General features: G+C 74.0%; 22 protein-coding genes. 14 read left to right on the plus strand and 8 right to left on the minus strand.

Annotated features, from left to right (window positions below; translation table 11 throughout):
- Positions 1-229: 229 nt before the first annotated feature.
- A complete protein-coding gene (locus ACFXOA_RS10110) occupies positions 230-1,567 on the plus strand; it encodes a PucR family transcriptional regulator (protein ID WP_385024581.1) in 1,338 nt (445 codons plus the stop codon).
- Between the two features lie 563 nt (positions 1,568-2,130).
- Positions 2,131-3,735, plus strand: a complete 1,605-nt coding sequence (locus ACFXOA_RS10115) for a cation acetate symporter (RefSeq protein ID WP_385024583.1) — start codon at positions 2,131-2,133, stop codon at positions 3,733-3,735.
- A 49-nt stretch (positions 3,736-3,784) separates the two neighbouring features.
- On the opposite strand, the gene ACFXOA_RS10120 is transcribed toward ACFXOA_RS10115, so the two are convergent.
- A complete protein-coding gene (locus tag ACFXOA_RS10120) occupies positions 3,785-4,417 on the minus strand; it encodes a TIGR03085 family metal-binding protein (protein WP_385024585.1) in 633 nt (210 codons plus the stop codon).
- A gap of 84 nt (positions 4,418-4,501) precedes the next feature.
- Here ACFXOA_RS10120 and hisI point away from each other — a divergent pair, with 84 nt between their 5' ends.
- From hisI to lgt, 11 genes are all read left to right on the plus strand, one after another.
- Positions 4,502-4,882 carry a phosphoribosyl-AMP cyclohydrolase gene (gene hisI, locus ACFXOA_RS10125; protein WP_385024587.1) on the plus strand — a complete coding sequence of 127 codons (381 nt, stop codon included), beginning with the start codon at positions 4,502-4,504 and terminating at the stop codon, positions 4,880-4,882.
- Positions 4,883-4,893: 11 nt separating this feature from the next.
- Positions 4,894-6,387, plus strand: coding sequence for an anthranilate synthase component I (locus ACFXOA_RS10130; RefSeq protein WP_385024589.1), 1,494 nt, complete (start codon positions 4,894-4,896; stop codon positions 6,385-6,387).
- 14 nt (positions 6,388-6,401) lie between these two features.
- Entirely contained in the window at positions 6,402-7,061 is a 660-nt protein-coding gene (locus tag ACFXOA_RS10135) for a TIGR02234 family membrane protein (protein WP_385024591.1), read from the plus strand.
- A gap of 95 nt (positions 7,062-7,156) precedes the next feature.
- Complete coding sequence (locus ACFXOA_RS10140) at positions 7,157-7,408, plus strand: HGxxPAAW family protein (protein ID WP_385024593.1); 252 nt, start codon at positions 7,157-7,159, stop codon at positions 7,406-7,408.
- Positions 7,409-7,510: 102 nt separating this feature from the next.
- Positions 7,511-7,987 (plus strand): DUF2752 domain-containing protein, encoded by a 477-nt coding sequence (locus ACFXOA_RS10145; RefSeq protein WP_385024595.1) that lies wholly within the window; start codon positions 7,511-7,513, stop codon positions 7,985-7,987.
- Positions 7,988-8,100: 113 nt separating this feature from the next.
- Positions 8,101-8,910, plus strand: coding sequence for an indole-3-glycerol phosphate synthase TrpC (gene trpC, locus ACFXOA_RS10150; protein WP_014045367.1), 810 nt, complete (start codon positions 8,101-8,103; stop codon positions 8,908-8,910).
- 48 nt (positions 8,911-8,958) lie between these two features.
- The gene (gene trpM, locus ACFXOA_RS10155) at positions 8,959-9,135 is read left to right on the plus strand and encodes a tryptophan biosynthesis modulator TrpM (RefSeq protein ID WP_385024766.1); all 177 of its coding nucleotides are present in this window, start codon (positions 8,959-8,961) and stop codon (positions 9,133-9,135) included.
- A 132-nt stretch (positions 9,136-9,267) separates the two neighbouring features.
- Positions 9,268-10,548 carry a tryptophan synthase subunit beta gene (gene trpB / locus ACFXOA_RS10160; RefSeq protein WP_385024597.1) on the plus strand — a complete coding sequence of 427 codons (1,281 nt, stop codon included), beginning with the start codon at positions 9,268-9,270 and terminating at the stop codon, positions 10,546-10,548.
- Positions 10,545-11,357: a tryptophan synthase subunit alpha gene (gene trpA / locus ACFXOA_RS10165; protein WP_385024599.1), complete on the plus strand. Its 813-nt coding sequence runs from the start codon at positions 10,545-10,547 to the stop codon at positions 11,355-11,357. The genes trpB and trpA overlap by 4 nt, the downstream gene beginning before the upstream one ends.
- Positions 11,358-11,432: 75 nt before the next feature.
- Positions 11,433-12,254, plus strand: coding sequence for a DsbA family protein (locus ACFXOA_RS10170; RefSeq protein ID WP_385024601.1), 822 nt, complete (start codon positions 11,433-11,435; stop codon positions 12,252-12,254).
- A gap of 106 nt (positions 12,255-12,360) precedes the next feature.
- Positions 12,361-13,335 (plus strand): prolipoprotein diacylglyceryl transferase, encoded by a 975-nt coding sequence (gene lgt / locus ACFXOA_RS10175; RefSeq protein WP_385024603.1) that lies wholly within the window; start codon positions 12,361-12,363, stop codon positions 13,333-13,335.
- A gap of 56 nt (positions 13,336-13,391) precedes the next feature.
- Here the strand turns inward: lgt and ACFXOA_RS10180 are convergent, their stop codons facing one another.
- Genes ACFXOA_RS10180 through ACFXOA_RS10210 form a run of 7 tightly spaced genes read right to left on the minus strand, consistent with a single transcriptional unit; the run spans position 13,392 to position 21,235 of the window.
- Positions 13,392-14,225: an HpcH/HpaI aldolase/citrate lyase family protein gene (locus tag ACFXOA_RS10180; protein WP_385024605.1), complete on the minus strand. Its 834-nt coding sequence runs from the start codon at positions 14,223-14,225 to the stop codon at positions 13,392-13,394.
- On the minus strand, positions 14,222-15,421 hold the full coding sequence (locus ACFXOA_RS10185) for a CaiB/BaiF CoA transferase family protein (protein WP_385024607.1): 1,200 nt from the start codon (positions 15,419-15,421) through the stop codon (positions 14,222-14,224). The genes ACFXOA_RS10180 and ACFXOA_RS10185 overlap by 4 nt, the downstream gene beginning before the upstream one ends.
- Positions 15,418-16,302 carry a ribokinase gene (gene rbsK / locus ACFXOA_RS10190; protein ID WP_385024609.1) on the minus strand — a complete coding sequence of 295 codons (885 nt, stop codon included), beginning with the start codon at positions 16,300-16,302 and terminating at the stop codon, positions 15,418-15,420. The genes ACFXOA_RS10185 and rbsK overlap by 4 nt, the downstream gene beginning before the upstream one ends.
- Positions 16,299-17,666, minus strand: coding sequence for an ADP-ribosylglycohydrolase family protein (locus ACFXOA_RS10195; RefSeq protein ID WP_385024611.1), 1,368 nt, complete (start codon positions 17,664-17,666; stop codon positions 16,299-16,301). Before ACFXOA_RS10195 ends, rbsK begins: the two co-directional genes overlap by 4 nt.
- A complete protein-coding gene (locus ACFXOA_RS10200; RefSeq protein WP_385024613.1) occupies positions 17,663-18,859 on the minus strand; it encodes an ADP-ribosylglycohydrolase family protein in 1,197 nt (398 codons plus the stop codon). Before ACFXOA_RS10200 ends, ACFXOA_RS10195 begins: the two co-directional genes overlap by 4 nt.
- Positions 18,795-20,045, minus strand: a complete 1,251-nt coding sequence (locus tag ACFXOA_RS10205) for an ADP-ribosylglycohydrolase family protein (RefSeq protein WP_385024768.1) — start codon at positions 20,043-20,045, stop codon at positions 18,795-18,797. The genes ACFXOA_RS10200 and ACFXOA_RS10205 overlap by 65 nt, the downstream gene beginning before the upstream one ends.
- 59 nt (positions 20,046-20,104) lie before the next feature.
- Entirely contained in the window at positions 20,105-21,235 is a 1,131-nt protein-coding gene (locus tag ACFXOA_RS10210) for an ADP-ribosylglycohydrolase family protein (RefSeq protein ID WP_385024615.1), read from the minus strand.
- Between the two features lie 223 nt (positions 21,236-21,458).
- Here ACFXOA_RS10210 and ACFXOA_RS10215 point away from each other — a divergent pair, with 223 nt between their 5' ends.
- Positions 21,459-22,190: a VIT1/CCC1 transporter family protein gene (locus ACFXOA_RS10215; protein ID WP_385024617.1), complete on the plus strand. Its 732-nt coding sequence runs from the start codon at positions 21,459-21,461 to the stop codon at positions 22,188-22,190.
- The last annotated feature ends 314 nt before the right edge of the window (positions 22,191-22,504 follow it).

The raw sequence follows: 22,504 nt of genomic DNA on the forward strand, positions 1-22,504 counted from the left end.
GGGGTGACGCGCGGGCGCGCGGGCGCCCCGGGGCCCGTCCGTACACCCGGAGTGCGGCAAGGATGCCGGACCGTGACCAGAAGAACCGCGCACACCTCTAGGTACCGACCGGGCGGTATGCCATTCTGCGTCCGTCAGGATCGATCGGTGTGCGTCCGCCCAACGCCGGCGGACGCACACCGGGGCCGGCCGCGGGACGGCGGCGGGCCGATTCCCGGTGGAGGCCGACATGCCACAGGTCGTACGTTCACGGATCAGAGCGCTGCACGGACCACCCCCCGCGGGGCCGGTGCCCTACCGCATCCGGTCCCTGGCCGACTCCGAGGCAGTGGCGGTGCTCCACCGCGCCGCCCGGGTGCTCCTGGAGTCGCTGCCCGAGCTCGCGGACCGCCTCGTCGAGGCGCTGAGGCAGCAGGAGCCCTCCTACCGGGCGGCCCTGGAGACCGAGCCGGCCCAGATCTGGCAGGAGGTCCACCACTCCCTGCGGAACAACGTCGCCTCCCTCATCCAGCCGCGGGAGTTCCGCGACGCCGCCCACCGCACCTCCCGCTGGATCGGCGAGAGCCGGGCCGAACAGGGCATCCCGCTCGACGCGGTCCTGCACGCCTTCCGGATGGGCGGCGCCATGGTCTGGCAGGACCTGGTCGACGACACGGCCAGGCGCCACCCGGAGGACACCCCGCTGCTCGTCCACATCGCCGCCGACGTGTGGAACTTCGTCGACGAGCACTGCGGGGTGGTCGCCGAGGCGTACCGGCAGGCCGAACGCCGCCTGGCATGGCGCCGCGAGAACCAGCAGCGCCTGATGACGGCCGCCCTCCTGGACGGCACCGCCCGCATCGCCGATCTCCCGGACGCCGCCGCCGCGCTCGGCCTGCCGGTCCACGGGCCGTACGCGGTTCTCGCCGTCGACGGCGTCAAGACCCCGCACGAGGCCGGTCCGCCGCCGGTGCGGCTGCCGGAGCCGATCCCCGTGCTGTGGCACTCGGCGAACGACGTGGAGCTCGCCGTGCTGCCGCTCGGCTCCCTCGCCCCGGAGGGCTGCGCCCCGCAGGACGGCGAGACGGGGGACGGGCCCGGCGGCGGCGACGGCCCCGGCCGGGAACTGGCGCTGCTGGCCGAAGGGCTGACCGCCCCTCCCGGCACCCGGGTCGGCATCAGCTCCGTGGTCCAGGGTCTCGCCTCGGTCGGTGACGCGCGAAGGCTGGCCGAGACAGCCCTGCGGGCCTGCCCGGCCTCCGGGGGCACCGTCCTGCTCGACGAACACCTCCCCGCCGCACTCGTCGTCACCTCGCCGGGCCTGGGGACCGCGCTCGCCGACCGGGTCCTCGGCCCACTGGACCGGATCGACCCGGCCGACCGCGACGTCCTCATCGAGACGCTGACCGCGTGGCTCGACTCGGACGGCTCCGCCCAGCGGGCGGGCACCAAGCTGTACTGCCACCGCAACACCGTGCTCAACAGGCTGCGCCGCTTCGAGCAGTTGACGGGGCGCTGCCTGACCCGGCCGTCGGACGCGGTCGAGGTGTCCCTGGCACTCACGGCCAGGCGGCTGCTGGCGCGGTGACCGGGTGCCGCGAGCGGGTGCCTCCTCCCGCTCGCGGCACCCGCCGGCCGTCCGCGAACGCCGTACCGGACGGCACACGGCCACCCGGTACGGCACCGACGGCCCCGTTCGCGGCCCGCCGGCCATCCCCCCTGCCGTCCGCAGCAGTCCTCCGGACGGCCCGAGGGCCACGACTCACGGCTCAAGCCTGAGACCCACGGCCCCAGGGCTCACGGCTCACGGCTCAAGCCCGAGACCCACGGCCCCAGGGCTCACGACTCACGGCTCAAGCCCGAGGGCCACGGCCCAGGGCCCGCGACCCAAGGATCACGACCAAGGCCCGCAGCCCCGTCCGGTGCCGGATCCACCCCACGAGGCCCGGCCGCCGCAGCCGCCCGAGGACACTGCCGCGCGCGCCCCGTACGCCACCGGGACTGTGCGCCCGCACACCTCCGCGCCCCGGTCCCTGTACCACTGCCGCGCCCCGCAACTCCCGTCTGTGCGGCCCGCGTTCTCCCTGGTGCCATGGCGCGCATGTCTTCAGCTGCCTCTTGCAGAGCCGTGCCACCGGCGGAGCGTGTCCGGTGAGCGGCGCGATCGACGCCCGGTCCCTGGCCGTCGTCATCTTCCTCGGTTTCGTCGCGGTGTCCCTGCTGCTGTGCGGGCTCGCCGCGGCCGACCAGGACGACCCGGAACACTTCTACGCCGGTGGATCCACCCTCGGCCCGGTCGGCAGCGGACTCGCCATCGCGGGGGACTACGTCTCCGCCGCCACGCTGCTGTCCACCACCGGATCCGTGGCGCTCGCCGGCTTCGACGGCCTCCTGTTCGCCCTGGCCACGGTCGCCTCGCTGGTCCTGGTCATGCGGCTGTTCGCCGAACGCCTGCGCCGCAAAGGGGTGTTCACCCTGGGCGACTTCCTGGCCGACCGGCTGGGCGACAGCTCCGTGCGCCGGGCGCTCGGCGTGGCCACCCTCGTGGTGCTGGCGCCCCTGCTCCTCGTCCAGCTGACCACCGCCGGCCACGTCATGACCTCCATGTTCGGACTGCCCGAAGGCGCCCTCACCGGCTGCACCGTCGCCAGCGGCGCGCTGATGGTCTGCTACTCGGCCTTCGGAGGGATGCGCGGTACCGGCTACATCCAGATCCTCAAGGTGGCCGTCGTCCTGGGAGCCGTCACCCTGCTCGCCGGGCTCGTCCTCGCCCGCTTCGACTGGTCACCCTTCGCCCTCTACGACGCGGCGCGGGCCGGCAGCGGAGCCGGAGCCGCGTACTCCAGGCCGGGACTGCAGTTCGGCCACGGGTTCGTCGGCGCGCTCGACCTCGTCGGCTTCCAGGCCACCCTCGTGCTCGGCGCCGCGTGCATGCCGCACATCATGATGCGGCTGCACCCGATCCGCGACGCCAGGACCGCCCGCGGGGCCGGCCTCTGGGCCGTGGGCCCCGTCGCCCTGCTCTGCGCGGGCATCGTCGTCGTCGGACTCGGCGCGTCCGCGCTGATCGGCCGGGAACTCCTGCGGGCCGCCGACCCGGCCGGGGGCACCGCGCTCCTCATGGTGACCGGCGCCCTCGACCCCGGCGCCGCCGGACCCAGGGACAGCCCGCTGTTCGCACTCGTGGCCTGCGCCGCGTTCGCCACCACCCTCGCCGCGGTCGCCGGGATCACCCTGGCCGCCGCCTCGTCCGTGGCCCGCGACTTCACCCGCACGTCGGGTGCCCAGGGCGAGGGCAAGGCCTCCGGCCGGGAGATCAGGCGCGCACGCTGGGCCGTCGCCGGCATCGGCGCGCTCGCCGTGCTCCTCTCGGCGTACACCCACGACCGCAACCCGCAGGTGCTGCTCTCCCTCTCTTTCGCCGCGGCCGCCTCGGTCCTGCCGCCCGTGCTGCTCCACGCCCTGTTCAACCGGCACTTCGACGCCCGCGGGGTGCGCTGGACGGTGTACGGGACGCTGCCGCTGATCGGGGTCCTGATGGTCCTGTCACCCGCGTTCTCCGGGACGCCCGTCGCCCTCTTCCCCGAGTGGGACTTCCACGTCTTCCCGCTCCAGACCCCCGGCCTCGTCACGATCCCGGTGGGTTTCCTCCTCGGCCTGCTCGGATCCTCGCGGGCGGGGAAGGACGCCCCCGGCGAGCGCCACCGCCACCGGGCGCGCTGGAACGGCCCCGACCGCGCCCGCAGCGACGCCTGAGCGACGGACGGGGCCGCGGCCGGCCGGCCGCGACCCCGTCCGTCGGCCCTCAGAAACCCAGCTCGGCGGTGTGCAGCCGGGCCAGCGCGTCCTTGTCGCCGTCCAGCTCCACCCGCGCGGCATCCTGCCGGCCGGTCGCGAACAGCAGCAGTTCCCCCGGCTCGCCGGTCACCGTCACCACCGGGGCGCCCCTGTGCGCCACCGCGGTCTGCCCGTCCGGCCTGCGCAGGACCAGACCCACCGGGGCCCGCCGGCCCAGCATCCTGGCGGTCCTCTCGGTCCGCGACCACAGCACGTCCGCGAAGACCGGGTCCAGCTCCCGCTGCGACCACTCGGGCTGCGCCCGGCGCACGTCCTCCGCGTGGATGTAGAACTCGACGGTGTTCGCCGCCTCGTCCAGCTGCTTCAGCCCGAAGGGCGACATGCGAGGGGGACCCGTACGGATGAGCTGGATCAGTTCCTCGTACGGCTTCGCCGCGAATTCCGCCTGCACCCGCTCCAGGCGGTTCTTCAGGGCACCCACCAGGATCCCGCCCGCAGCGTCCGCGCGGCGTTCACGCACCACGACGTGGGCGGCCAGGTCACGGGTCCTCCAGCCGTTGCACAGGGTCGGGGCCTCGGGGCCGGCCGCTTCCAACAGGTCGGCGAGCAGGAGACGTTCACGCTTCGCATGGGTCGACATGCCCGCCAGCGTACGACCGCCGCCCCGGGTCCGCCCAGTGGACGCACGGCCCGGCCGCGCCGCCCGGCGCGGCACAATGGGCCCATGACCAGCACGCCCGGCTCCACGCCCGCCAGCAATCTCGACCCGGCCGTCGCGGCGCGCATCAAGCGCGGCCCCGACGGACTCTTCCCCGCGGTCGCCCAGCAGTACGACACCGGCGAGGTGCTCATGCTCGGCTGGATGGACGACGAGGCACTCCACCGCACCCTCACCACGGGCCGCTGCACCTACTGGTCCCGCAGCCGCCAGGAGTACTGGGTCAAGGGCGACACCTCCGGCCACGTCCAGCAGGTGAAGTCCGTCGCCCTGGACTGCGACGCCGACACCGTCCTGGTGAAGGTCGACCAGACGGGTGCCGCCTGCCACACCGGTGCACGCACCTGCTTCGACGAGGACGTCCTCCCGGTCACCACGCCCCGATAGAGTCAGCCGCCATGGATCTCGAGACCTTCCGCAAGCTCGCCGTCGACCGGCGTGTCATCCCCGTCAGCCGCCGGCTCCTCGCGGACGGCGACACCCCGGTCGGGCTCTACCGCAAGCTCGCCGCCGAACGCCCCGGCACCTTCCTGCTCGAATCCGCGGAGAACGGCCGCACCTGGTCCCGCTACTCCTTCGTCGGCGTCCGCAGCTCCGCCACGCTCACCGCGGTCGACGGCCGGGCCCACTGGCTCGGCACGCCCCCCGTCGGCGTCCCCGTCGACGGAGACCCCCTGGAGGCCCTGCGGGCCACCGTCGAGACCCTGCACACCCCGCGGGACCTCGTCGGCGGCGACGGCCTCCCGCCGTTCACCGGCGGCATGGTCGGCTACCTCGGCTACGACGTCGTACGCCGCCTGGAGCGGATCACCGAGCACGGCGGCGACGACCTGAAGCTCCCCGAGCTGACGATGCTGCTCACCTCGGACCTCGCCGTGCTCGACCACGGGACGGGCACCGTCCTGCTGATCGCCAACGCCATCAACCACAACGACCTGGAGACCGGCGTCGACGAGGCGTACGCGGACGCGGTCGCCCGGCTCGACGCCATGGAACGCGACCTGTCCCGGCCGGTCGAGAGCGCCCCCACCGCGCTGCCGCCCTCCGAACTGCCGCCGTACACCGCCCTCTGGGGCGGCCAGGCCTTCATGGACGCCGTCGAGGACGTCAAGGAACGCATCAGGGCCGGCGAGGCCTTCCAGGTCGTGCCCTCCCAGCGCTTCGAGACCCGGTGCACGGCGAGCGCGCTCGACGTCTACCGGGTGCTGCGGGCGACCAACCCGTCGCCGTACATGTACCTCTTCCGCTTCGACGGCTTCGACGTCGTCGGCTCCAGCCCCGAGGCCCTCGTCAAGGTCGAGGACGGACGCGCGATGGTCCACCCGATCGCCGGGACCAGGCACCGCGGAGCCACCCCCCAGGAGGACCAGGCACTCGCCGACGAACTCCTCGCGGACCCCAAGGAACGCGCCGAGCACCTGATGCTCGTCGACCTCGGCCGCAACGACCTGGGCCGGGTCTGCGAGCCCGGCAGCGTCGAGGTCGTCGACTTCATGTCCGTCGAGCGCTACTCCCACGTGATGCACATCGTCTCCACCGTCACCGGACGGGTCGCCGAGGGCCGCACCGCCTTCGACGTCCTCACCGCCTGCTTCCCCGCGGGCACCCTGTCCGGGGCCCCCAAGCCCCGCGCCCTGCAGATCATCGAGGAACTCGAACCCTCCCGCCGGGGCCTGTACGGCGGCTGCGTCGGCTACCTCGACTTCGCCGGGGACTCCGACACCGCCATCGCCATCCGCACCGCCCTGCTGCGCGACGGCACCGCCTACGTGCAGGCCGGCGCCGGCATCGTGGCGGACTCCGACCCCGTCGCCGAGGACGCCGAGTGCCGCAACAAGGCCGCCGCGGTCCTGCGCGCCGTGCATACGGCGAACCGCCTCGGGGACAGTTGAACCGGTAGGGGATAGTGGGGTACGTGAGTGCTGTTCCCGTACCCCAGCCCCGTGCCCGAGCCGCCTCCGCGCCCGACAGCGCGGGGAGCCGCCGGAGCCTGGCGGCCGGCCTGCTCCTCGGGGCGGCCGGCGCCACCGTCGTACTTCTCGCCTCCGGCCAGATCTGGGCCGAGGGCAAGGCCGCCGTCGGCGGCGGCACCCTGCCGCTCAGCGCCGACGGCCAGGACGTCACCGGCCTCCCCGCGGCCCTCGCCGTGGTCGGCCTGGCCGCCCTCGTCGCGGTCTTCGCCGTCCGCGGCGGCGGCCGGCTGGTCGTCGCCGCCCTGCTGGCCCTCAGCGGCCTCGGCGCCGGAGTGAGCGCCTGGGCCGGGGCCTCGGACAGCGCGGCCCTGGACGAGCGCGCCGCGCAGACCACCGGCGACACCGCCGCCACCGTCGACGCCCTCAGCCACACCGCCTGGCCCTACGTCACCGCCGTCGGCGGACTGCTGATCCTGCTCGCCGGGCTCCTCGCCCTGCGCTACGGCAACCGCTGGCCCACCATGTCCGGCCGGTACGAACGCGACGGCACCCCCCGCCCCCGCAAGGCCGCCCGCACAGCCCCGGACCCCGACCGCCCCGAGGAACTGTGGAAGGCACTGGACCGCGGCGAGGACCCGACGCGCGACGCATGACCCCCAGCCTCGTGCCGACCGGCGCGTACGGGACAATGGGACCGAACGTTTTCAAGCAGCGATACCTTCAGCGCAACACCAACTAGGAGCAACTCATGGCGGGCAGCAGCCACGGACACACCCCGGCCGCCTGGACCGGTGTCATCATCTCCTTCATCGGCTTCTGCATCGCGGGCCTCTTCATGGTCTCGGCCAACACGCTCGGCTTCTGGGCCGGCATCGCCGTCATCCTCCTCGGCGGTGTCGTCGGCTACGCGATGAAGATGGCCGGCCTCGGCATGCCGAAGGAGTCCGAGGAGATGGCCGCCGCCAGGGCCCGGGCCTCCCAGGCCCAGATCTCTGCCTGAGCCCGGATCCCCGTCGCGGCCCACCGGGCCGCACCAGGACACGACGCGAGGCGCAGCCCCCGGCGGGCTGCGCCTCTTCGCGTGAGAGGGCACAATCACCGCGTGGACGCCTCAGCCTCTCCCGCAGCCCCCGTCCCGGACCCCGCCGCACCGGGCCGCCCGGTGCCCGCACCGGTCCCGCCCACCAGGCTCCGAAGGCTCGCCGCACCCGCCGGGGTCATGGCGGCCGTCGTCGGCGCCTTCGGCTACGTCGCCACCGTCGACCCCAACGAACCGGGGCACTACCCCGTCTGCCCCCTGCTCCGGCTCACCGGGCTGCTCTGCCCCGGCTGCGGCGGTCTGCGCAGCGCCCACGCCTTCGCGCACGGTGACCTCCTCACCGCGCTCGGTGCCAACGCCGCGGCGGTCGCCGGCTACCTGGTCTTCGCCGTGGTCTGGGTGGTCTGGGCGGTCCGCGCGAGCCGCGGACGCCCGGTGAGGATCGGCCTCGCCCCCGCCCACTGGTGGGCCGTCGGCGCCGTGCTGCTCGCGTTCTCCGTGGTCAGGAACCTGCCCTTCGGCTCGTGGCTGGCACCGTGAATGACCAGGTAGTGGGACGCACGGCCGTCGGATGCGAGGTCTGAGCCCTCCTGCGGATACCATCGTGATGGCTGATCCTGTTCCCATCACCGCTTCGGAAGGGGGCCGCTCGCGTGAGTGTGCTCGACGAGATCATCGACGGCGTACGCGCCGACCTCGCGGAGCGGCAGGCGCGCGTCAGCCTCGACGAGCTCAAGGAACGCGCCGCACGCGCTCCCCAGGCCAAGGACGGGGTCGCCGCGCTGCGTGGCGAGGGCGTCACCGTCATCTGCGAGGTCAAGCGTTCCAGCCCCTCCAAGGGAGCCCTCGCGGCCATCGCCGACCCGGCCGCGCTCGCCGCGGACTACGAGGCCGGCGGAGCGTCCGTCATCTCGGTCCTCACCGAGGAGCGCCGCTTCGGCGGCTCCCTCGCCGACCTCGAGGCCGTCCGCGCCAAGGTCGACATCCCGGTCCTGCGCAAGGACTTCATCGTCACCTCGTACCAGCTCTGGGAGGCACGCGCCTACGGCGCCGACCTCGCCCTGCTGATCGTCGCCGCACTCGACCAGGAGGCTCTCGTCTCGCTGATCGAGCGGGCCGAGTCGATCGGCCTGACGCCGCTCGTCGAGGCCCACGACGAGGAGGAGGCGGAGCGTGCGGTGGACGCCGGGGCGAAGATCATCGGTGTCAACGCGCGCAACCTGAAGGACCTCAAGGTCGACCGTTCCACCTTCGAACGCGTCGCCCCCGAGATCCCCGACCACATCGTCAAGGTCGCCGAGTCCGGTGTCCGCGGCCCGCACGACCTCATCGCGTACGCGAACGCCGGCGCCGACGCCGTGCTCGTGGGTGAGTCCCTGGTCACCGGCCGCGACCCCCGGGCCGCCGTCGCCGACCTGGTCGCCGCCGGCGCCCACCCGGCCCTCCGGCACGGACGGGGCTGACCCCGACCCGTGACCGCCGACCGTCCCCGTACCCGCGTCCGGCCGGGCCTGCGCCCGGCCGCCGCGAGCACGCGTGACCCGCACGCCCCCCTGGCGCGCGGCTGCCGCCCGCGCGGCTGCCGCGCGCCGGCACGGCGGGTGCACGGCCGGCGGGTGCGGTACGTCATCGGTGACGAGCCCGGACAGGTCAACGGGATGCGATGGCGCACGGGGTCCGCGCCGTAGCGAGCCCCGGCCGTCGCCCCGCCCCCGGCGGGATCCGCACGCCCCACCGCACCGACCGTCCACCGGCCGGCGCGGCGCTCCGCCACGGCGCACACGGTGTCATCACCCGTTGCGATTCGAGGAGCACACCGCATGTCGTCCGACTTCTTCATCCCGGACCCCGAGGGTCTGATCCCCAGCGCCGAGGGCTACTTCGGCGCGTTCGGCGGCAAGTTCATCCCGGAGGCGCTCGTCGCCGCCGTGGACGAGGTTGCCGTCGCCTACGACAAGGCCAAGGCCGACCCCGCCTTCGCCACCGAGCTCAACGCGCTGATGGTCGACTACACGGGCCGTCCCAGCGCGCTCACCGAGGTCTCACGCTTCGCCGAGCACGCCGGGGGCGCCCGCGTCTTCCTCAAGCGCGAGGACCTCAACCACACCGGCTCACACAAGATCAACAACGTGCTGGGTCAGGCCCTCCTCACCAAGCGCATGGGCAAGACCCGCATCATCGCCGAGACCGGCGCGGGCCAGCACGGTGTCGCGACCGCGACGGCCTGCGCCCTCTTCGGGCTCGAATGCACCATCTACATGGGTGAGATCGACACCGAGCGGCAGGCGCTGAACGTGGCGCGGATGCGGATGCTCGGCGCCGAGGTCATCGCCGTGAAGTCCGGGTCCCGGACCCTCAAGGACGCCATCAACGAGGCGTTCCGCGACTGGGTCGCCAACGTGGACCGCACCCACTACCTCTTCGGCACGGTCGCCGGACCGCACCCCTTCCCCGCCATGGTCCGCGACTTCCACCGGGTCATCGGGGTCGAGGCCCGCCGCCAGATCCTGGAGCGGGCCGGCCGGCTGCCGGACGCCGCGGTCGCCTGCGTCGGCGGCGGCTCCAACGCCATCGGCCTCTTCCACGCCTTCATCCCGGACGCCGCGGTCCGCCTGATCGGCTGCGAACCCGCCGGCCACGGTGTGGAGACCGGCGAACACGCGGCGACCCTCACCGCGGGGGAGCCCGGCATCCTGCACGGCTCACGCAGCTACGTCCTCCAGGACGACGAGGGCCAGATCACCGAGCCGTACTCCATCTCCGCCGGCCTCGACTACCCGGGCATCGGCCCGGAGCACGCCTACCTCAAGGACGTCGGACGCGGCGAGTACCGGGCCGTCACCGACGACGCGGCGATGCAGGCGCTGCGCCTGCTGTCGCGCACCGAGGGCATCATCCCCGCCATCGAGAGCGCGCACGCGCTGGCCGGGGCCCTCGAAGTCGGGCGGGAGCTCGGGGAGGACGGGCTGATCCTCATCAACCTGTCCGGCCGCGGGGACAAGGACATGGACACAGCGGCCCGCTACTTCGGGCTGTACGACGGAGCCGACGGGGTCGTCGAGGCCGACGTGGCCGACGGAGAGGAAGAGGTCACCAAGTGAGCGGCAACCGGGAACTCCTCGAATCGACACTCGCCCGTGCGGCCTCCGAGGACCGCGCGGCGCTCATCGCCTACCTGCCCGGCGGCTTCCCCACCGTCGACGGCGGGATCGAGGCCGTCAAGGCGGCCGTCGCCGGCGGCGCCGACGTCATCGAGGTCGGCCTCCCGCACAGCGACCCGGTGCTCGACGGACCGGTCATCCAGACCGCCGACGACATCGCGCTGCGCGGCGGCGTCAGGATCGCCGACATCATGCGCACCGTCCGCGAGACGCACGAGGCCACCGGCGCGCCGATCCTCGTCATGACGTACTGGAACCCGATCGACCGCTACGGCGTCGAGCGCTTCACCGCCGAGCTCGCCGAGGCGGGCGGCGCCGGGTGCATCCTGCCCGACCTGCCGGTCCAGGAGTCGGGACTCTGGAGGGAGCACGCCGAGAAGCACTCCCTGGCCACCGTCTTCGTCGTCGCTCCGAGCAGCAAGGACGCGCGCCTCGCCACCATCACGGCGGCCGGCTCCGGCTTCGTGTACGCCTCCTCGCTCATGGGCGTCACCGGCACCCGTGAATCGGTCGGCGAGCAGGCCCAGGACCTCGTACGGCGCACCCGCGCCACCACGGACCTGCCGGTCTGCGTCGGCATCGGCGTCTCCACCGCCGAGCACGCCCAGCAGGTCGCCGGATTCGCCGACGGCGTCATCGTCGGCTCGGCCTTCGTCAAGAGGATGCTCGACGCCCCGGACGAGGCCGCGGGCCTCGCCGCCGTCCGCGCGCTGGCGGCCGAACTGGCCGAAGGCGTTCGAAAGCGCTGACAGCCCGCGTCATCCGTAAGGGTGGACCTGGGACCGGGGAGGCGCTCACGTGCCTCCCCGGTTCGTTTGCGCGGTGTGAGCGAGAAGAACGAAGACCGAAGCAGAGCCGCGCGCGACCGGCTCGTCCAGCGGCGTGAGCAGGACCGTGCGCGTGAGCGCCGCCGCCGGACCCTGATCGTCTCGACCGCCGTGGTGGGGGTCCTGGCGCTGGCCGCCGTGATCGGGGTGATCGCGGCCAACGCCGGCAAGGACGGCGACAGCGAGGCCGGACCCGCCGTCACGCCGTCCGGCGCGCAGGGGGAGGACGGCCTCGCCCTCCAGGTCGGAGCGGACGGCGCACCGTCCACGCTCACCATCTGGGAGGACTTCCGCTGCCCCGTCTGCGCCCAGTTCGAGAACGCCTTCCGTGACACGATCACCGAACTCGCCGACAGCGGCCAGATCAAGGTGGAGTACCACCTGGCCACCATCATCGACGGCAACCTCGGTGGCAGCGGATCGCTGCGCGCGGCCAACGCCGCCGCCTGCGCCCAGGACGTCGGCAGGTTCGCCCCGTACCACGACGTCCTCTACCGCAACCAGCCCGCCGAGACCGACGACGCCTTCGGCGACAACGCGAAGCTGATCGAGCTGGCGGGCAAGGTCAAGGGACTGGACACCCCCGCCTTCCGCAGCTGCGTCGAGGACGGCACACACGACGGGTGGGTCGAGAAGTCGAACAAGGCGTTCACCGAGGGCGGCTTCCAGGGCACACCGACCGCACTCCTCAACGGCGAGCCGATCTTCCCGAAGAAGGGCGACGAACAGATCTCCGTGGCCAACCTCGAGAAGTGGGTGAAGGAGGCCAACAAGGGCAAGAAGCCCGCCACGGTCGGGGCCACGCCCTCACCGTCGTGAGCCGGCCGGCCCGCCCCCGGCGGGTACTCCCGCGGGGGGCCGTTACCCAGAAGTTGCCCGACCGCTTGCCGTACGTCCGGTCAGGCAGGGTAGCGTCGGTCCCGTCATGAACCTTGCCTACATTCCCAGCCCGTCGACCGGCGTGATCGAGCTCGGCCCGATCCCGCTCCGCGGCTACGCGTTCTGCATCATCATCGGTGTCTTCGTCGCCGTCTGGTTCGGCAACAAGCGCTGGGTCGCCCGCGGCGGCCGAGCCGGCACCGTCGCCGACATCGCCGTATGGGCCGTGCCCTTCGGCCTCGTCGGCGGCCGGCTCTACCACGTGATCACCGACTACCAGCTGTACTTCAGCGACGGTGAGGACTGGGTCGACGCCTTCAAGATCTGGGAGGGCGGGCTCGGCATCTGGGGCGCGATCGCGCTCGGCGCCGTCGGAGCCTGGATCGGCTGCCGCAGGCGCGGCATCCCGCTCCCGGCCTGGGCGGACGCCCTGGCCCCCGGTATCGCCTTCGCCCAGGCGATCGGACGCTGGGGCAACTGGTTCAACCAGGAGCTCTACGGCAAGGAGACCGACCTGCCGTGGGGCCTGAAGATCAGCGACGGGGTGAACCGGGTCGAAGGCATCTACCACCCGACGTTCCTCTACGAGTCGCTGTGGTGCGTCGGCGTCGCGTTCCTCGTCATCTGGGCCGACCGCCGCTTCGAGCTGGGACACGGCCGGGCGTTCGCGCTCTACGTCGCCGCCTACTGCACGGGCCGCGGATGGATCGAGTACATGCGGGTCGACGAGGCCCACCACGTGCTGGGCCTGAGGCTCAACGTGTGGACCGCGATCATCGTCTTCGCGCTCGCCGTCACGTACATCGTGATCTCGTCGAAGCTGCGCCCCGGCCGTGAGGAGATCGTCGAACCCGCCGCGGTCGCCCCGTCGGAGGGCACCGAGGGCAAGGACGGTGCGGCGGCCGCCGAAGGAGACACCGGGCAGGCGGACCCGGCCGCGGCCGCTCCCGAGGACGCGGACGCACCCGCGGAGCAGACGCCCGCGGCCGGCGAGGCACCTGAGAAGGCCGACCGGAGCTGACACCCGCAGAGCCCGGAGGGGGCCGCCGGACCGAGAGTCCGGCGGCCCCCTTCGTGTCACCGGCCCAGGCGACGCCGTCCGGCCAGCGCGAGCGTGCGGGTCGCCGTCGCCACGACCGCCGCATCGACGAACCGCCCGTCCGGCAGGGCCTGGGCCCCCGTGCCCCCGGTCCGTGAGGCCTCCAGGACCTGCTCGGCGGCCTCGATCTCACGCGACGTCGGCCGGAACGCCCGCTCGATGACGGGAAGCTGCCGGGGGTGGATCGCCGCCCGGCCCAGCAGGCCCAGGTCCCGGCCGTGCGCGCAGGACGCCCGCAGCCCGGACAGGTCCTTGACGTCGGGGAACACCGACATCACCGGCGGATCGAGCCCCGCAGCCCTGGCGGCGGTCACCACCCGGCTGCGCGCCCAGTCCAGCCCGGAGTCCACCCGTACCCCCAGGTCCGCGCGGAGGTCGGCCTCGCCCAGGGCGACACCGCGCACGGCGTGGTGCGATCCGGCGATCGAGTACGCGTGCTCGATCGCCAGCGCGGACTCCAGCAGCGGGTACAGACCCGTTCCCGGCGCGAGGGCCGCGACATGGTGGACGGAGGCGGCATGGGTGATCTTGGGCAGCCGCATCCCGGACAGCCCGGGGAGCCCCGCCAGGGCCCTCACATCCGCCTCGCCGTGGACCCGGACGTGGACGGGGACCGCGGCGGGATCCACCGTCACGGGATCGGAGAGGAGCTCGGCCGTCGCGGAGCGCGCGTACTCCTTCCGGTCCTGGGCGACCGCGTCCTCCAGATCGACGATCACCACGTCGGCGCCCGAACCGAGTGCCTTGCGGACCACCTCGGGCCGGTCCCCGGGAACGTACAGCCAGGTGAGTGCCACCGCCGGACCGGTCACAGCGCTCCCTCCTCCCGCAGCGCCGCGATCGCGGGCCCGGTGAGACCCAGCTCCGTGAGGATCTCGTCGGTGTCCGCCCCGTGCGGCCGGCCCGCCCAGCGGATCGCCCCCGGTGTCTCCGAGAGGCGGAACAGCACGTTCTGCATACGCAGCGGCCCGAGCTCCGGATCGTCGACCTCGGTGATCGTCCCCAGGGCCCGGTACTGGGGATCCTCCATCACGTCCCGTACGTCGTGGATCGGCGCGATCGCCGCCTCCGCCTTCTCGAAGGCGTCCACAGCCTCCTCCCGGGTGCGCCGCGCGATCCAGTGGCCCACCGCCTCGTCGAGTTCGTCGGCGTGCTCGGCCCGGGTGGTCCCGGCCGCGAACCAGGGCTCCTCGATCAGCTCCGGGCGTCCCACCAGACGCATCACCCGCTCCGCGACCGACTGGGCGGACGTCGACACGGCCACCCAGTGGCCGTCCGCGGTGCGGTAGGTGTTGCGCGGGGCGTTGTTGCGCGAGCGGTTGCCCGTCCGGGGCTGGACGTACCCGAGCTGGTCGTACCAGAGGGGCTGCGGCCCGAGCACCGTCAGGATCGGCTCGATGATCGCCATGTCCACCACCTGTCCGGCGCCGGTGCGGTCCCGTCCCGCCAGGGCGGTCATCACCGCGTACGCGGTGGCCAGCGCCGCGATCGAGTCGGCGAGCCCGAACGGCGGCAGGGTCGGCGGACCGTCCGGCTCCCCGGTGACGGCGGCGAAGCCGCTCATGGCCTCGGCGAGGGTGCCGAAGCCGGGCCGGTGCGCGTAGGGGCCGGACTGCCCGAAGCCGGTGACCCGGGCCAGCACCAGCCGCGGGTTGACAGCCCGCAGCTCCTCCCAGCCCAGCCCCCAGCGCTCCAGGGTGCCGGGCCGGAAGTTCTCCACGACCACGTCCGTCTCGGCGGCCAGGCGCAGCAGCACGTCCCGCCCGCCCGGCGACGACAGGTCCAGGGTCAGGGTCCGCTTGTTGCGGCCCAGCAGCTTCCACCACAGGCCGACGCCGTCCTTCGCGGGGCCGTGGCCGCGTGAGGGGTCGGGCTTGCCCGGGTGCTCGACCTTGACCACCTCGGCGCCGAAGTCCCCGAGCATGGTGGCCGCGAGCGGCCCGGCGAACAGGGTGGCGAGGTCCAGTACCCGCAGACCGGTGAGCGGCCCCTTCTCCACGGCACTCATGAGGCGTCGATCTCCTCGCGGTAGGGCATGGAGGTGGAGGCGCCGTGCCGCTGCACGCAGAGCGCGGCGGCCTTCGACGCCCACGCCACCGCGTCCGGGGCCGCTCTTCCCTCACCCAGTGCCACGGCCAGCGCGCCGACGAAGGTGTCCCCGGCGCCGGTGGTGTCGACGACGGAGACCCGGTGGGCGGGGAGGAGGACCGGTTCGCTGCCCCGGGCGGCATGGAGGCAGCCCTTCCCGCCCAGGGTGATCACGACCTCGGGGACCTGGCGCAGGAGCAGCTGGGCGGCCGCGTGCGGTTCCACCTTGCCGGTCAGCCTCGCCGCCTCGTGCTCGTTGGGGACGAGCAGGTCGACCGCGTCCAGGAGCTCGGGGGGCAGCGGCTGTACGGGGGAGGGGGTGAGGATCGTGCGTACCCCGCGGGCCCGCGCGGCGCGTGCCGCCTCGGTCACCGTGGCGAGGGGGAGTTCCAGCTGGAGCAGCAGCAGGTCGGCCTGGGTGACGGCGGCCCTGTCGCCCGGGCCGAGCGAGGTCATGGTGCCGTTCGCGCCGGGGATCACCACGATCGCGTTGGAACCATCGTCGTCGACGACGATGTGCGCCGTGCCGCTCGGTCCGGCGACGGTGTGCAGGAGTTCGGTGTCCACGCCGGCGTGGTCGAGGTTCGCCCGGAGCGCCGAGCCGAACTCGTCGGTCCCCACCGCTCCGATCATCACCACCCGGCCCCCCGCGCGCGCCGCGGCGAGTGCCTGGTTCGCCCCCTTGCCGCCGGGAACCGTACGGAACTCCCGTCCGGTCACGGTCTCCCCGCGCCCGGGTGCCCGGGCCACGTAGGCGACCAGGTCCATGTTGGTGCTGCCGAGCACCGCGATCGCTGTCATGGGCGGCGTACCTCCTGATAGGTCAGTTCCGCGAGGGTGTCGAAGCCGATGGTGCCGAAGCCGGCCACGGACGTGGCGAGACGGTTCTTCAACGGTGCCGTCCACCGGTCGGGGAGCGCCGACGCCCGCCCGGCCAGCAGACCCGCCAGCGAACCGGCGGTCGCGCCGTTGGAGTCCGTGTCCCAGCCGCCGGACACGGCGAGGCAGACGGAGCGCGAGAAGTCACCGTCCGCACGGGTGAGGGCGGCGGCCAGCAGCGCCGCGTTGGGCAGGACGTGCACCCAGTGGTGGGTGGACGCGTAGGCCGCGTGGAGCCGGTCCACGACGGCGTCGAAGTCCGCCTCCGCACGGGCCGCCCCGATGCCCAGCCGCACCGCGTGCGCGTACCTCGACCGGGGCGGCACCACCCGCAGCCCGGCCGCCAGACAGCCGTGCACGTCCGTCTCACCGCCCGCGGCCTGCGCCAGGGCGGCGGCCGTGAACATCGCCCCGTACACGCCGTTGGCCGTGTGGGTGAGGACCGCGTCCCGGTGCGCCTGCTCGGCGGCGGCGCCCGGGTCGCCCGGGTGGACCCAGCCGTGCACGTCGGCCCGGATCTGGGCACCGATCCACTCCCGGAACGGGTTGCGCCGCACAGCGGTCCGGGGCGGCTCGACACCGTCCAGGAGATTGCGGTACGCCACGCGCTCCGCGGTGAAGACACGGCCCGCAGGCAGCTCGTCGAGCCAGAGCCGGGCGAGGTCGGCGGTGCTGAATCCGTGGCCGTACCTCTGGAGCAGCAGCACGGTCAGCAGCGGGTGGTCGAGGTCGTCGTCCTCCGGCATCCCGTCGATGTTCTCGGCGAGGGATGTCGGTGCCGAGCGACGGTTCCAGGGATGGGCGGCGGCCAGCCCGGCCGGGAGCCCCCGTGCGGTGAACCAGGTCCGCAGGGGCCAGTTCCCGGTGGCGCGCGCCAGGGCGCGGATCCCCTGCAGGGGCAGCTTCTCGACGGGTTTGCCGAGCAGGCAGCCGGCCGCCCGCCCGAGCCAGGCCGCGTGGAGCCGGTCGCTGTCGAGGGGGACGGGGCGGCCCGGGGGCGCCGGCCAGCGCGGGCAGGCCGCCCGGATCGAGGGCAGGTCCGTCGGCTCGTCCGCGGCCGAGGGGACGTCCAGGGACGCCAGCTCGTCCAGCAGCTCCTCGGCGAGCGCGCGCAGCCGACCCGGGGCCGGGGGATCGGAGGCGCCCGCCCGGTCGGGCGCGGGGTGGCCGCCCGCCGCGTGCCAGCGCCGCTCCACGTCTCCGGCGTCGCGGCCGTCCTGCGCGGCCTGGCGCAGTTCGTGGCCGATCAGGTCCTCGGGCTGGACCCAGGACACGCGGACGGTCACCGCTCGTCGCCCGCCAGCCCGGCGAAGGCGGCCTCGTGCGCGCGGCGGCGGACCACGTCACGGGCGAACACCTCGCGCGCGACCTCGGCCAGCGCCGCGGCAGGGGCGTGCAGGTCCAGGCGGCTCGCCTCGGCGACCGTCTTCACCCAGTCCACCGGGATCGCCTGCTCCCCGTGGAGCGCACCCGCGATCGCCCCGCCCATCGTGGCGATGGAGTCGCAGTCGCGGCCGTAGTTGACCGCGCCCAGCACCGTGCGGCGGTAGTCGCCGTCCCCCACCAGGAGCATGCCCAGCGCGATCGGCAGCTCCTCGATCGAGTGCAGCCGGGAAGGCCGCCTCGCGCCGAGCGAGGGGTCCCGGTAGTGGGGGCCCACCGTGTCGAACGGGGCGACCGCCTCTCGCAGCGGGACCAGAGCCGACTCGGTGTCGGTGTGGCGGGCGGCCACCTCGCAGACCGACTCGATCGCCGCCCGGGTGCCGTCCTTGGCGAGCGCCAGGGCGGTCTCGACGACGGAGCCGGGCGTGGCGCCCGGGGCGCACGCCGCGGCGACACAGGCGGCCAGCACCCCGGCCGCCTCCCGGCCGTACGAGGACTGGTGCGCCCCCGCGACGTCCAGGGCCTCACGGTAGGCGGCCTCCGGGTTCCCGGCGTTCACCAGGCCGACCGGGGCCATGTACATCGCGGCCCCGCAGTTGACGATGTTGCCCGAGCCCGCCTCCCGGGGGTCGGCGTGGCCGTAGTGCAGCCGGGTGACGATCCACTTCTCGGCGAGGAAGATCCGCTGGAGGGGCAGCGCCTCCGCCTCCAGCTCCGGGATCCAGCGCGGACGCGACATCAGGTCGGGGACGAGGTGCTCGGCGACCGCGTACGCGTCGAGGTGGTCGCGAACGGTCTCGTAGACCCGGATGAGCGCGTGGGTCATCAGGGTGTCGTCGGTGACGTGCCCGTCCCCCTTGTGGTACGGGGCGATGGGGCGGGCGGTGCGCCAGTCGTCGCCGTACCAGGGGCCGACGACGCCGGTCACCCTGCCGCCGTGGCGCTCCGCGATCTGCTCGGGCGTCCAGCCTTCGACCGGGCCGCCGAGCGCGTCCCCGACGGCGGCGCCGACGAGCGCGCCGGTGACGCGTTCATCCAGGGTGAGCGTCGTGGTGGGTGTGCCGGCCGCGAACGGTCCGGATGTTTTGTGTGTCATGCCCGAATTGTCCACCCGGGGTGGCTGGTTCCGTGGCTGCGAGGAGCCCGGCGAGTTCCACGAGATCCGTACCCGCGAGCCGGGGCAGAGCGCACCCGGCCAGCGTCCGGCACGCCTCCCGCCAGCCCGCCGGTACGCACGCCGAGCCGCCCAGCACCCCGGTCAGCGCCCCGGCGAGGGCCGGCGCCGAGTCCGCCACCCGGGAGAGGCACGCTGCGGCGGGGACGGCCTGTGTGATCTCGCCCCTGGCGGCGGTCGCGAGAGCCAGCGCCACCGGTACGGTCTCCGCCGCGGCGATCCCGTAGCTGTAGACGTGGTCGACGATCTGATGCTCCAGCACGGGCACCAGCGCGAACGCGCCGGCCGCCTCACCGGCGAAGTCACGGGCCAGCCGCACGGCGTGCACGGCGTTCCGGGCGATCTCGGTGCCCTCGGGAAGGCGGTCGAGCGCGGCGTTCACCGCCGTGTCGACGTCCGCCCCGGCGAGAGCCTCGGCGACGGCGGCGGCGATCGCCCGCGCACCGTGCACCCCGTCACCGTCCTGGGTGTACCGGGCGTCGAACTCGGCGAGCTCCGCCGCCGCCGCGGGATCCCCGGGATGCACGACCGCGAGCACCGCCGCCCGCACGCAGGCCGCGTCGTCGAAGTAGTGCGGGTTGTCATGCCCCGTGGCGGGAGGTCGCAGACCCGCCGCCAGGTTCCCGAGCCCGGCGCGTACGGAGATCCGGGCCCTCAGCGGCAGGACGGCCGACTCCACCTCGGGTGCCCGGGCGCTGGCCGCGGCCACCTGCGCGGCCAGCGCGTGCCACGCCCGGTCGACGGCGTCCCGCATCCCGTGGCCGGGGGAGTGGCCGTCGGCGGCCGCCAGCACGGTGCGGGCCGCGAACGCGGCCCACTCGGCGTCGTCGGACGGCCCCAGGCGCAGCGGTTCGGGCGGCTGGTTGAGTGCGATCGGCACGGGCAGCGTCGTGGTCGCGTTCTGCTCCGCGAAGGTGTCCAGCTCCCGGGTGAGGCGCCTGGTCCACTCCGGCATCCGGGCGGCCCGGTGCCGTGCGGCGGGCCATCCGGCGGCGTCCCCTGCCGCCAGCCCCAGCAGCAGCCCCTCGATCCTGGCCCGCCTCGCGGTAGCCGCCCGGTCGCCGGCCGCGCTCGCGGCGGGCCGCTCCCCGGCGATCCGGACGGCCACCCGGGGGCCGGCCCCGGGCGGGGCGGCGGTGACGTCCTGGGCGGGGCGCCCGGCCCCGGTCACCGCGCGTCCCGCCGTGCGCCGTGACCGGCGGCCCCGGCGCCGGAGGTCTCCCGGACCGGCACCGTCCGCTCCTCGCCGGGCCCGGCCGCCGGCCTCCCGAGCCGCGGCACCCCGGCGGTGTCCCCGCCCGGCGGATCCTCCCCGTCGTCCGGTGTCAGCAGCTCCGCGATGTCCAGCACGTGGTACCCCCGCATCGACGGCAGACAGCTGCCCCGTACCGGTCCGATCGCCGACGCCCAGTCGCGGGGGATCGCCGACGCCCCGTGCAGCGCTCCGGCCAGTGCCCCCGCCACCGCAGCCGTCGTGTCGGCGTCCCTGCCCATGTTCACCGCGGTCAGCACCGCCGTACGGAAGTCACCGCGCGCCGCCGTGAGCGCGCCGAAGGCGAGGCCCACCGCCTCCGGCGCCAGGTCCGTCCACGGATAGCCGCCGATCACCACCGCCGAGCGCACCGCACGCTCCGCCGCCGGTCCGTCCGGGTGCGGGCGCTGCGCCGCCGTCACCGCACGGCGCAGCGAGCGCGCCGTCCAGGAGTCCATCGGCACGACCGAGAGCGCGGCGGCGATCACGGAGGCGAGTCCGGCCCCGACCATCGCGGCGGCCACACCAGCGGCGACGGCCTGGCCGCCGTAGATGCCCTCGCCGTCGTGGCTGACCTGCCCGTCCACCGCCACCAGGCGGGCGGCCTCGGCGGGCCTCCCGGCGGCGAACACCCCGAAGGGGGCCGCGCGCATCGCGAGACCGTCGCTCCACGCGTGCCGGTGCTGGGCCGAGATGGGGGCGGCCAGCCCACGCCGCAGATTCTCCAGCGTGCCGCGCTCGCTGAACCCGGCCCCCCGGAACGGTCCCTCGTCCAGGTCGGCGATCCAGTGGTGCCAGGCCCGCTCCACATGGGCGACGGTGAGAGCCGACCCGTGCCTGGCCAGCAGCAGCCCCGAGAAGATCGCGTACTCCGTGTCGTCCGTCCCCGCCGGATCGTCGCTGACGAAGCCCTCGATACGGCCCCAGCGGCGGCGGATCTCGGACGGCCGCAGATTCTCCGCCGGGGCGCCCAGCGCGTCCCCCACCGCGAGCCCCAGCATTGCCCCCCGTGCCCGGTCGCCCGGACCGTCCGCCCTCTGCTCCATCGTGCCGACCCTTCGCTCCGAACCGGTTCCACCGGATATGCGAGGTTTCCCCGATCGCCGCCGGGAGAGGCGCGCACTTCGTACAAATCGACCGGTCGGGTGAGTGCGCCGAGGCGGGTAAGTACGGCCTTCCTTGCTGGCGGGAGCCCGTTTTCGTGCGTACTTTCGACGGTGCGGAGCGGAGGAACTACCACGGGGCCCGCTCCCGGACAAGGGGAGAGCTGTGTCCATCATCGAGACCGACGCCGTACTGCACGAGGCGCACCGCGACAACCACACCCACCGGGATGTCAACGGCGGCTGGCTGCGGCCCGCGGTGTTCGGCGCCATGGACGGGCTCGTCTCCAACCTCGCGCTCATGACGGGTGTCGCCGGAGGCGCGGTCTCCCAGCAGACCGTCGTCATCACCGGCCTCGCGGGACTCGCCGCGGGCGCCTTCTCCATGGCTGCGGGGGAGTACACGTCCGTCGCGTCGCAGCGCGAACTCGTCGAGGCCGAGCTCGACGTCGAACGCCGTGAGCTGCGCAGGCACCCCAAGGACGAGATGCGTGAACTCGCCGCGCTCTACGAGTCGCGAGGTGTGGAGCCCGCCCTCGCCCAGGAGGTCGCACGCCAGCTCTCCAGAGACCCGGAGCAGGCGCTGGAGATACACGCCCGCGAAGAGCTGGGCATCGACCCGGGCGACCTGCCCTCGCCGCTCGTCGCCGCCGTCTCCTCCTTCGGCGCCTTCGCCCTCGGCGCCCTGCTCCCCGTGCTGCCCTACCTCCTGGGCGCCGGACAGCTCTGGCCCGCGGTGCTGCTCTCCCTCGCCGGCCTGTTCGGGTGCGGCGCGGTGGTGGCGAAGGTGACCGCCCGCAGCTGGTGGTTCAGCGGGGCCCGCCAGCTCCTGCTCGGCGGAGCCGCCGCCGCGGTCACCTACGGCCTCGGCACCCTTTTCGGCGTCGCCGCAGGCTGACGGCCCGTGAGGGGCCCCACGGGCCCGGGCGGGCATGCGCGGCGCGCCCCCCGTGTTGCCACCGTGTGACGTACGTCTTGGCGCATGTCACTGGGCTGGGGGCCGCGGCCCCCTTAAAGTGAGACCCTATGCAGTGCTACACATAAGTAGCCGTTACCCAGCGGTTTCGAATCCATGACCACTGGGCAAGAGCCGTAGACATCGCGGGCAACGACGCCTGCGCTCTGCGGTTTCCCCGGACGATGATCCACAAGGCTCCGTCCGATCGTGACCCACTCGCACCGCGACTCCGCGGTGTCCGCATGATGGAACGG

This window comes from Streptomyces sp. NPDC059166 (assembly GCF_042755185.1).
In the GTDB taxonomy this organism is placed as follows: domain Bacteria; phylum Actinomycetota; class Actinomycetes; order Streptomycetales; family Streptomycetaceae; genus Streptomyces.

Bases quoted from the DNA above. Each gene is read 5' to 3' on its own strand.
- ACFXOA_RS10110 (WP_385024581.1), top strand. From the start codon at position 230: ATGCCACAGGTCGTACGTTCACGGATCAGAGCGCTGCACGGACCACCC.
- ACFXOA_RS10120 (WP_385024585.1), bottom strand. From the start codon at position 4,417: ATGTCGACCCATGCGAAGCGTGAACGTCTCCTGCTCGCCGACCTGTTG.
- hisI (WP_385024587.1), top strand. From the start codon at position 4,502: ATGACCAGCACGCCCGGCTCCACGCCCGCCAGCAATCTCGACCCGGCC.
- ACFXOA_RS10130 (WP_385024589.1), top strand. From the start codon at position 4,894: ATGGATCTCGAGACCTTCCGCAAGCTCGCCGTCGACCGGCGTGTCATC.
- ACFXOA_RS10140 (WP_385024593.1), top strand. From the start codon at position 7,157: ATGGCGGGCAGCAGCCACGGACACACCCCGGCCGCCTGGACCGGTGTC.
- trpB (WP_385024597.1), top strand. From the start codon at position 9,268: ATGTCGTCCGACTTCTTCATCCCGGACCCCGAGGGTCTGATCCCCAGC.
- lgt (WP_385024603.1), top strand. From the start codon at position 12,361: ATGAACCTTGCCTACATTCCCAGCCCGTCGACCGGCGTGATCGAGCTC.
- ACFXOA_RS10185 (WP_385024607.1), bottom strand. From the start codon at position 15,421: ATGAGTGCCGTGGAGAAGGGGCCGCTCACCGGTCTGCGGGTACTGGAC.
- rbsK (WP_385024609.1), bottom strand. From the start codon at position 16,302: ATGACAGCGATCGCGGTGCTCGGCAGCACCAACATGGACCTGGTCGCC.
- ACFXOA_RS10200 (WP_385024613.1), bottom strand. From the start codon at position 18,859: ATGACACACAAAACATCCGGACCGTTCGCGGCCGGCACACCCACCACG.
- ACFXOA_RS10210 (WP_385024615.1), bottom strand. From the start codon at position 21,235: ATGGAGCAGAGGGCGGACGGTCCGGGCGACCGGGCACGGGGGGCAATG.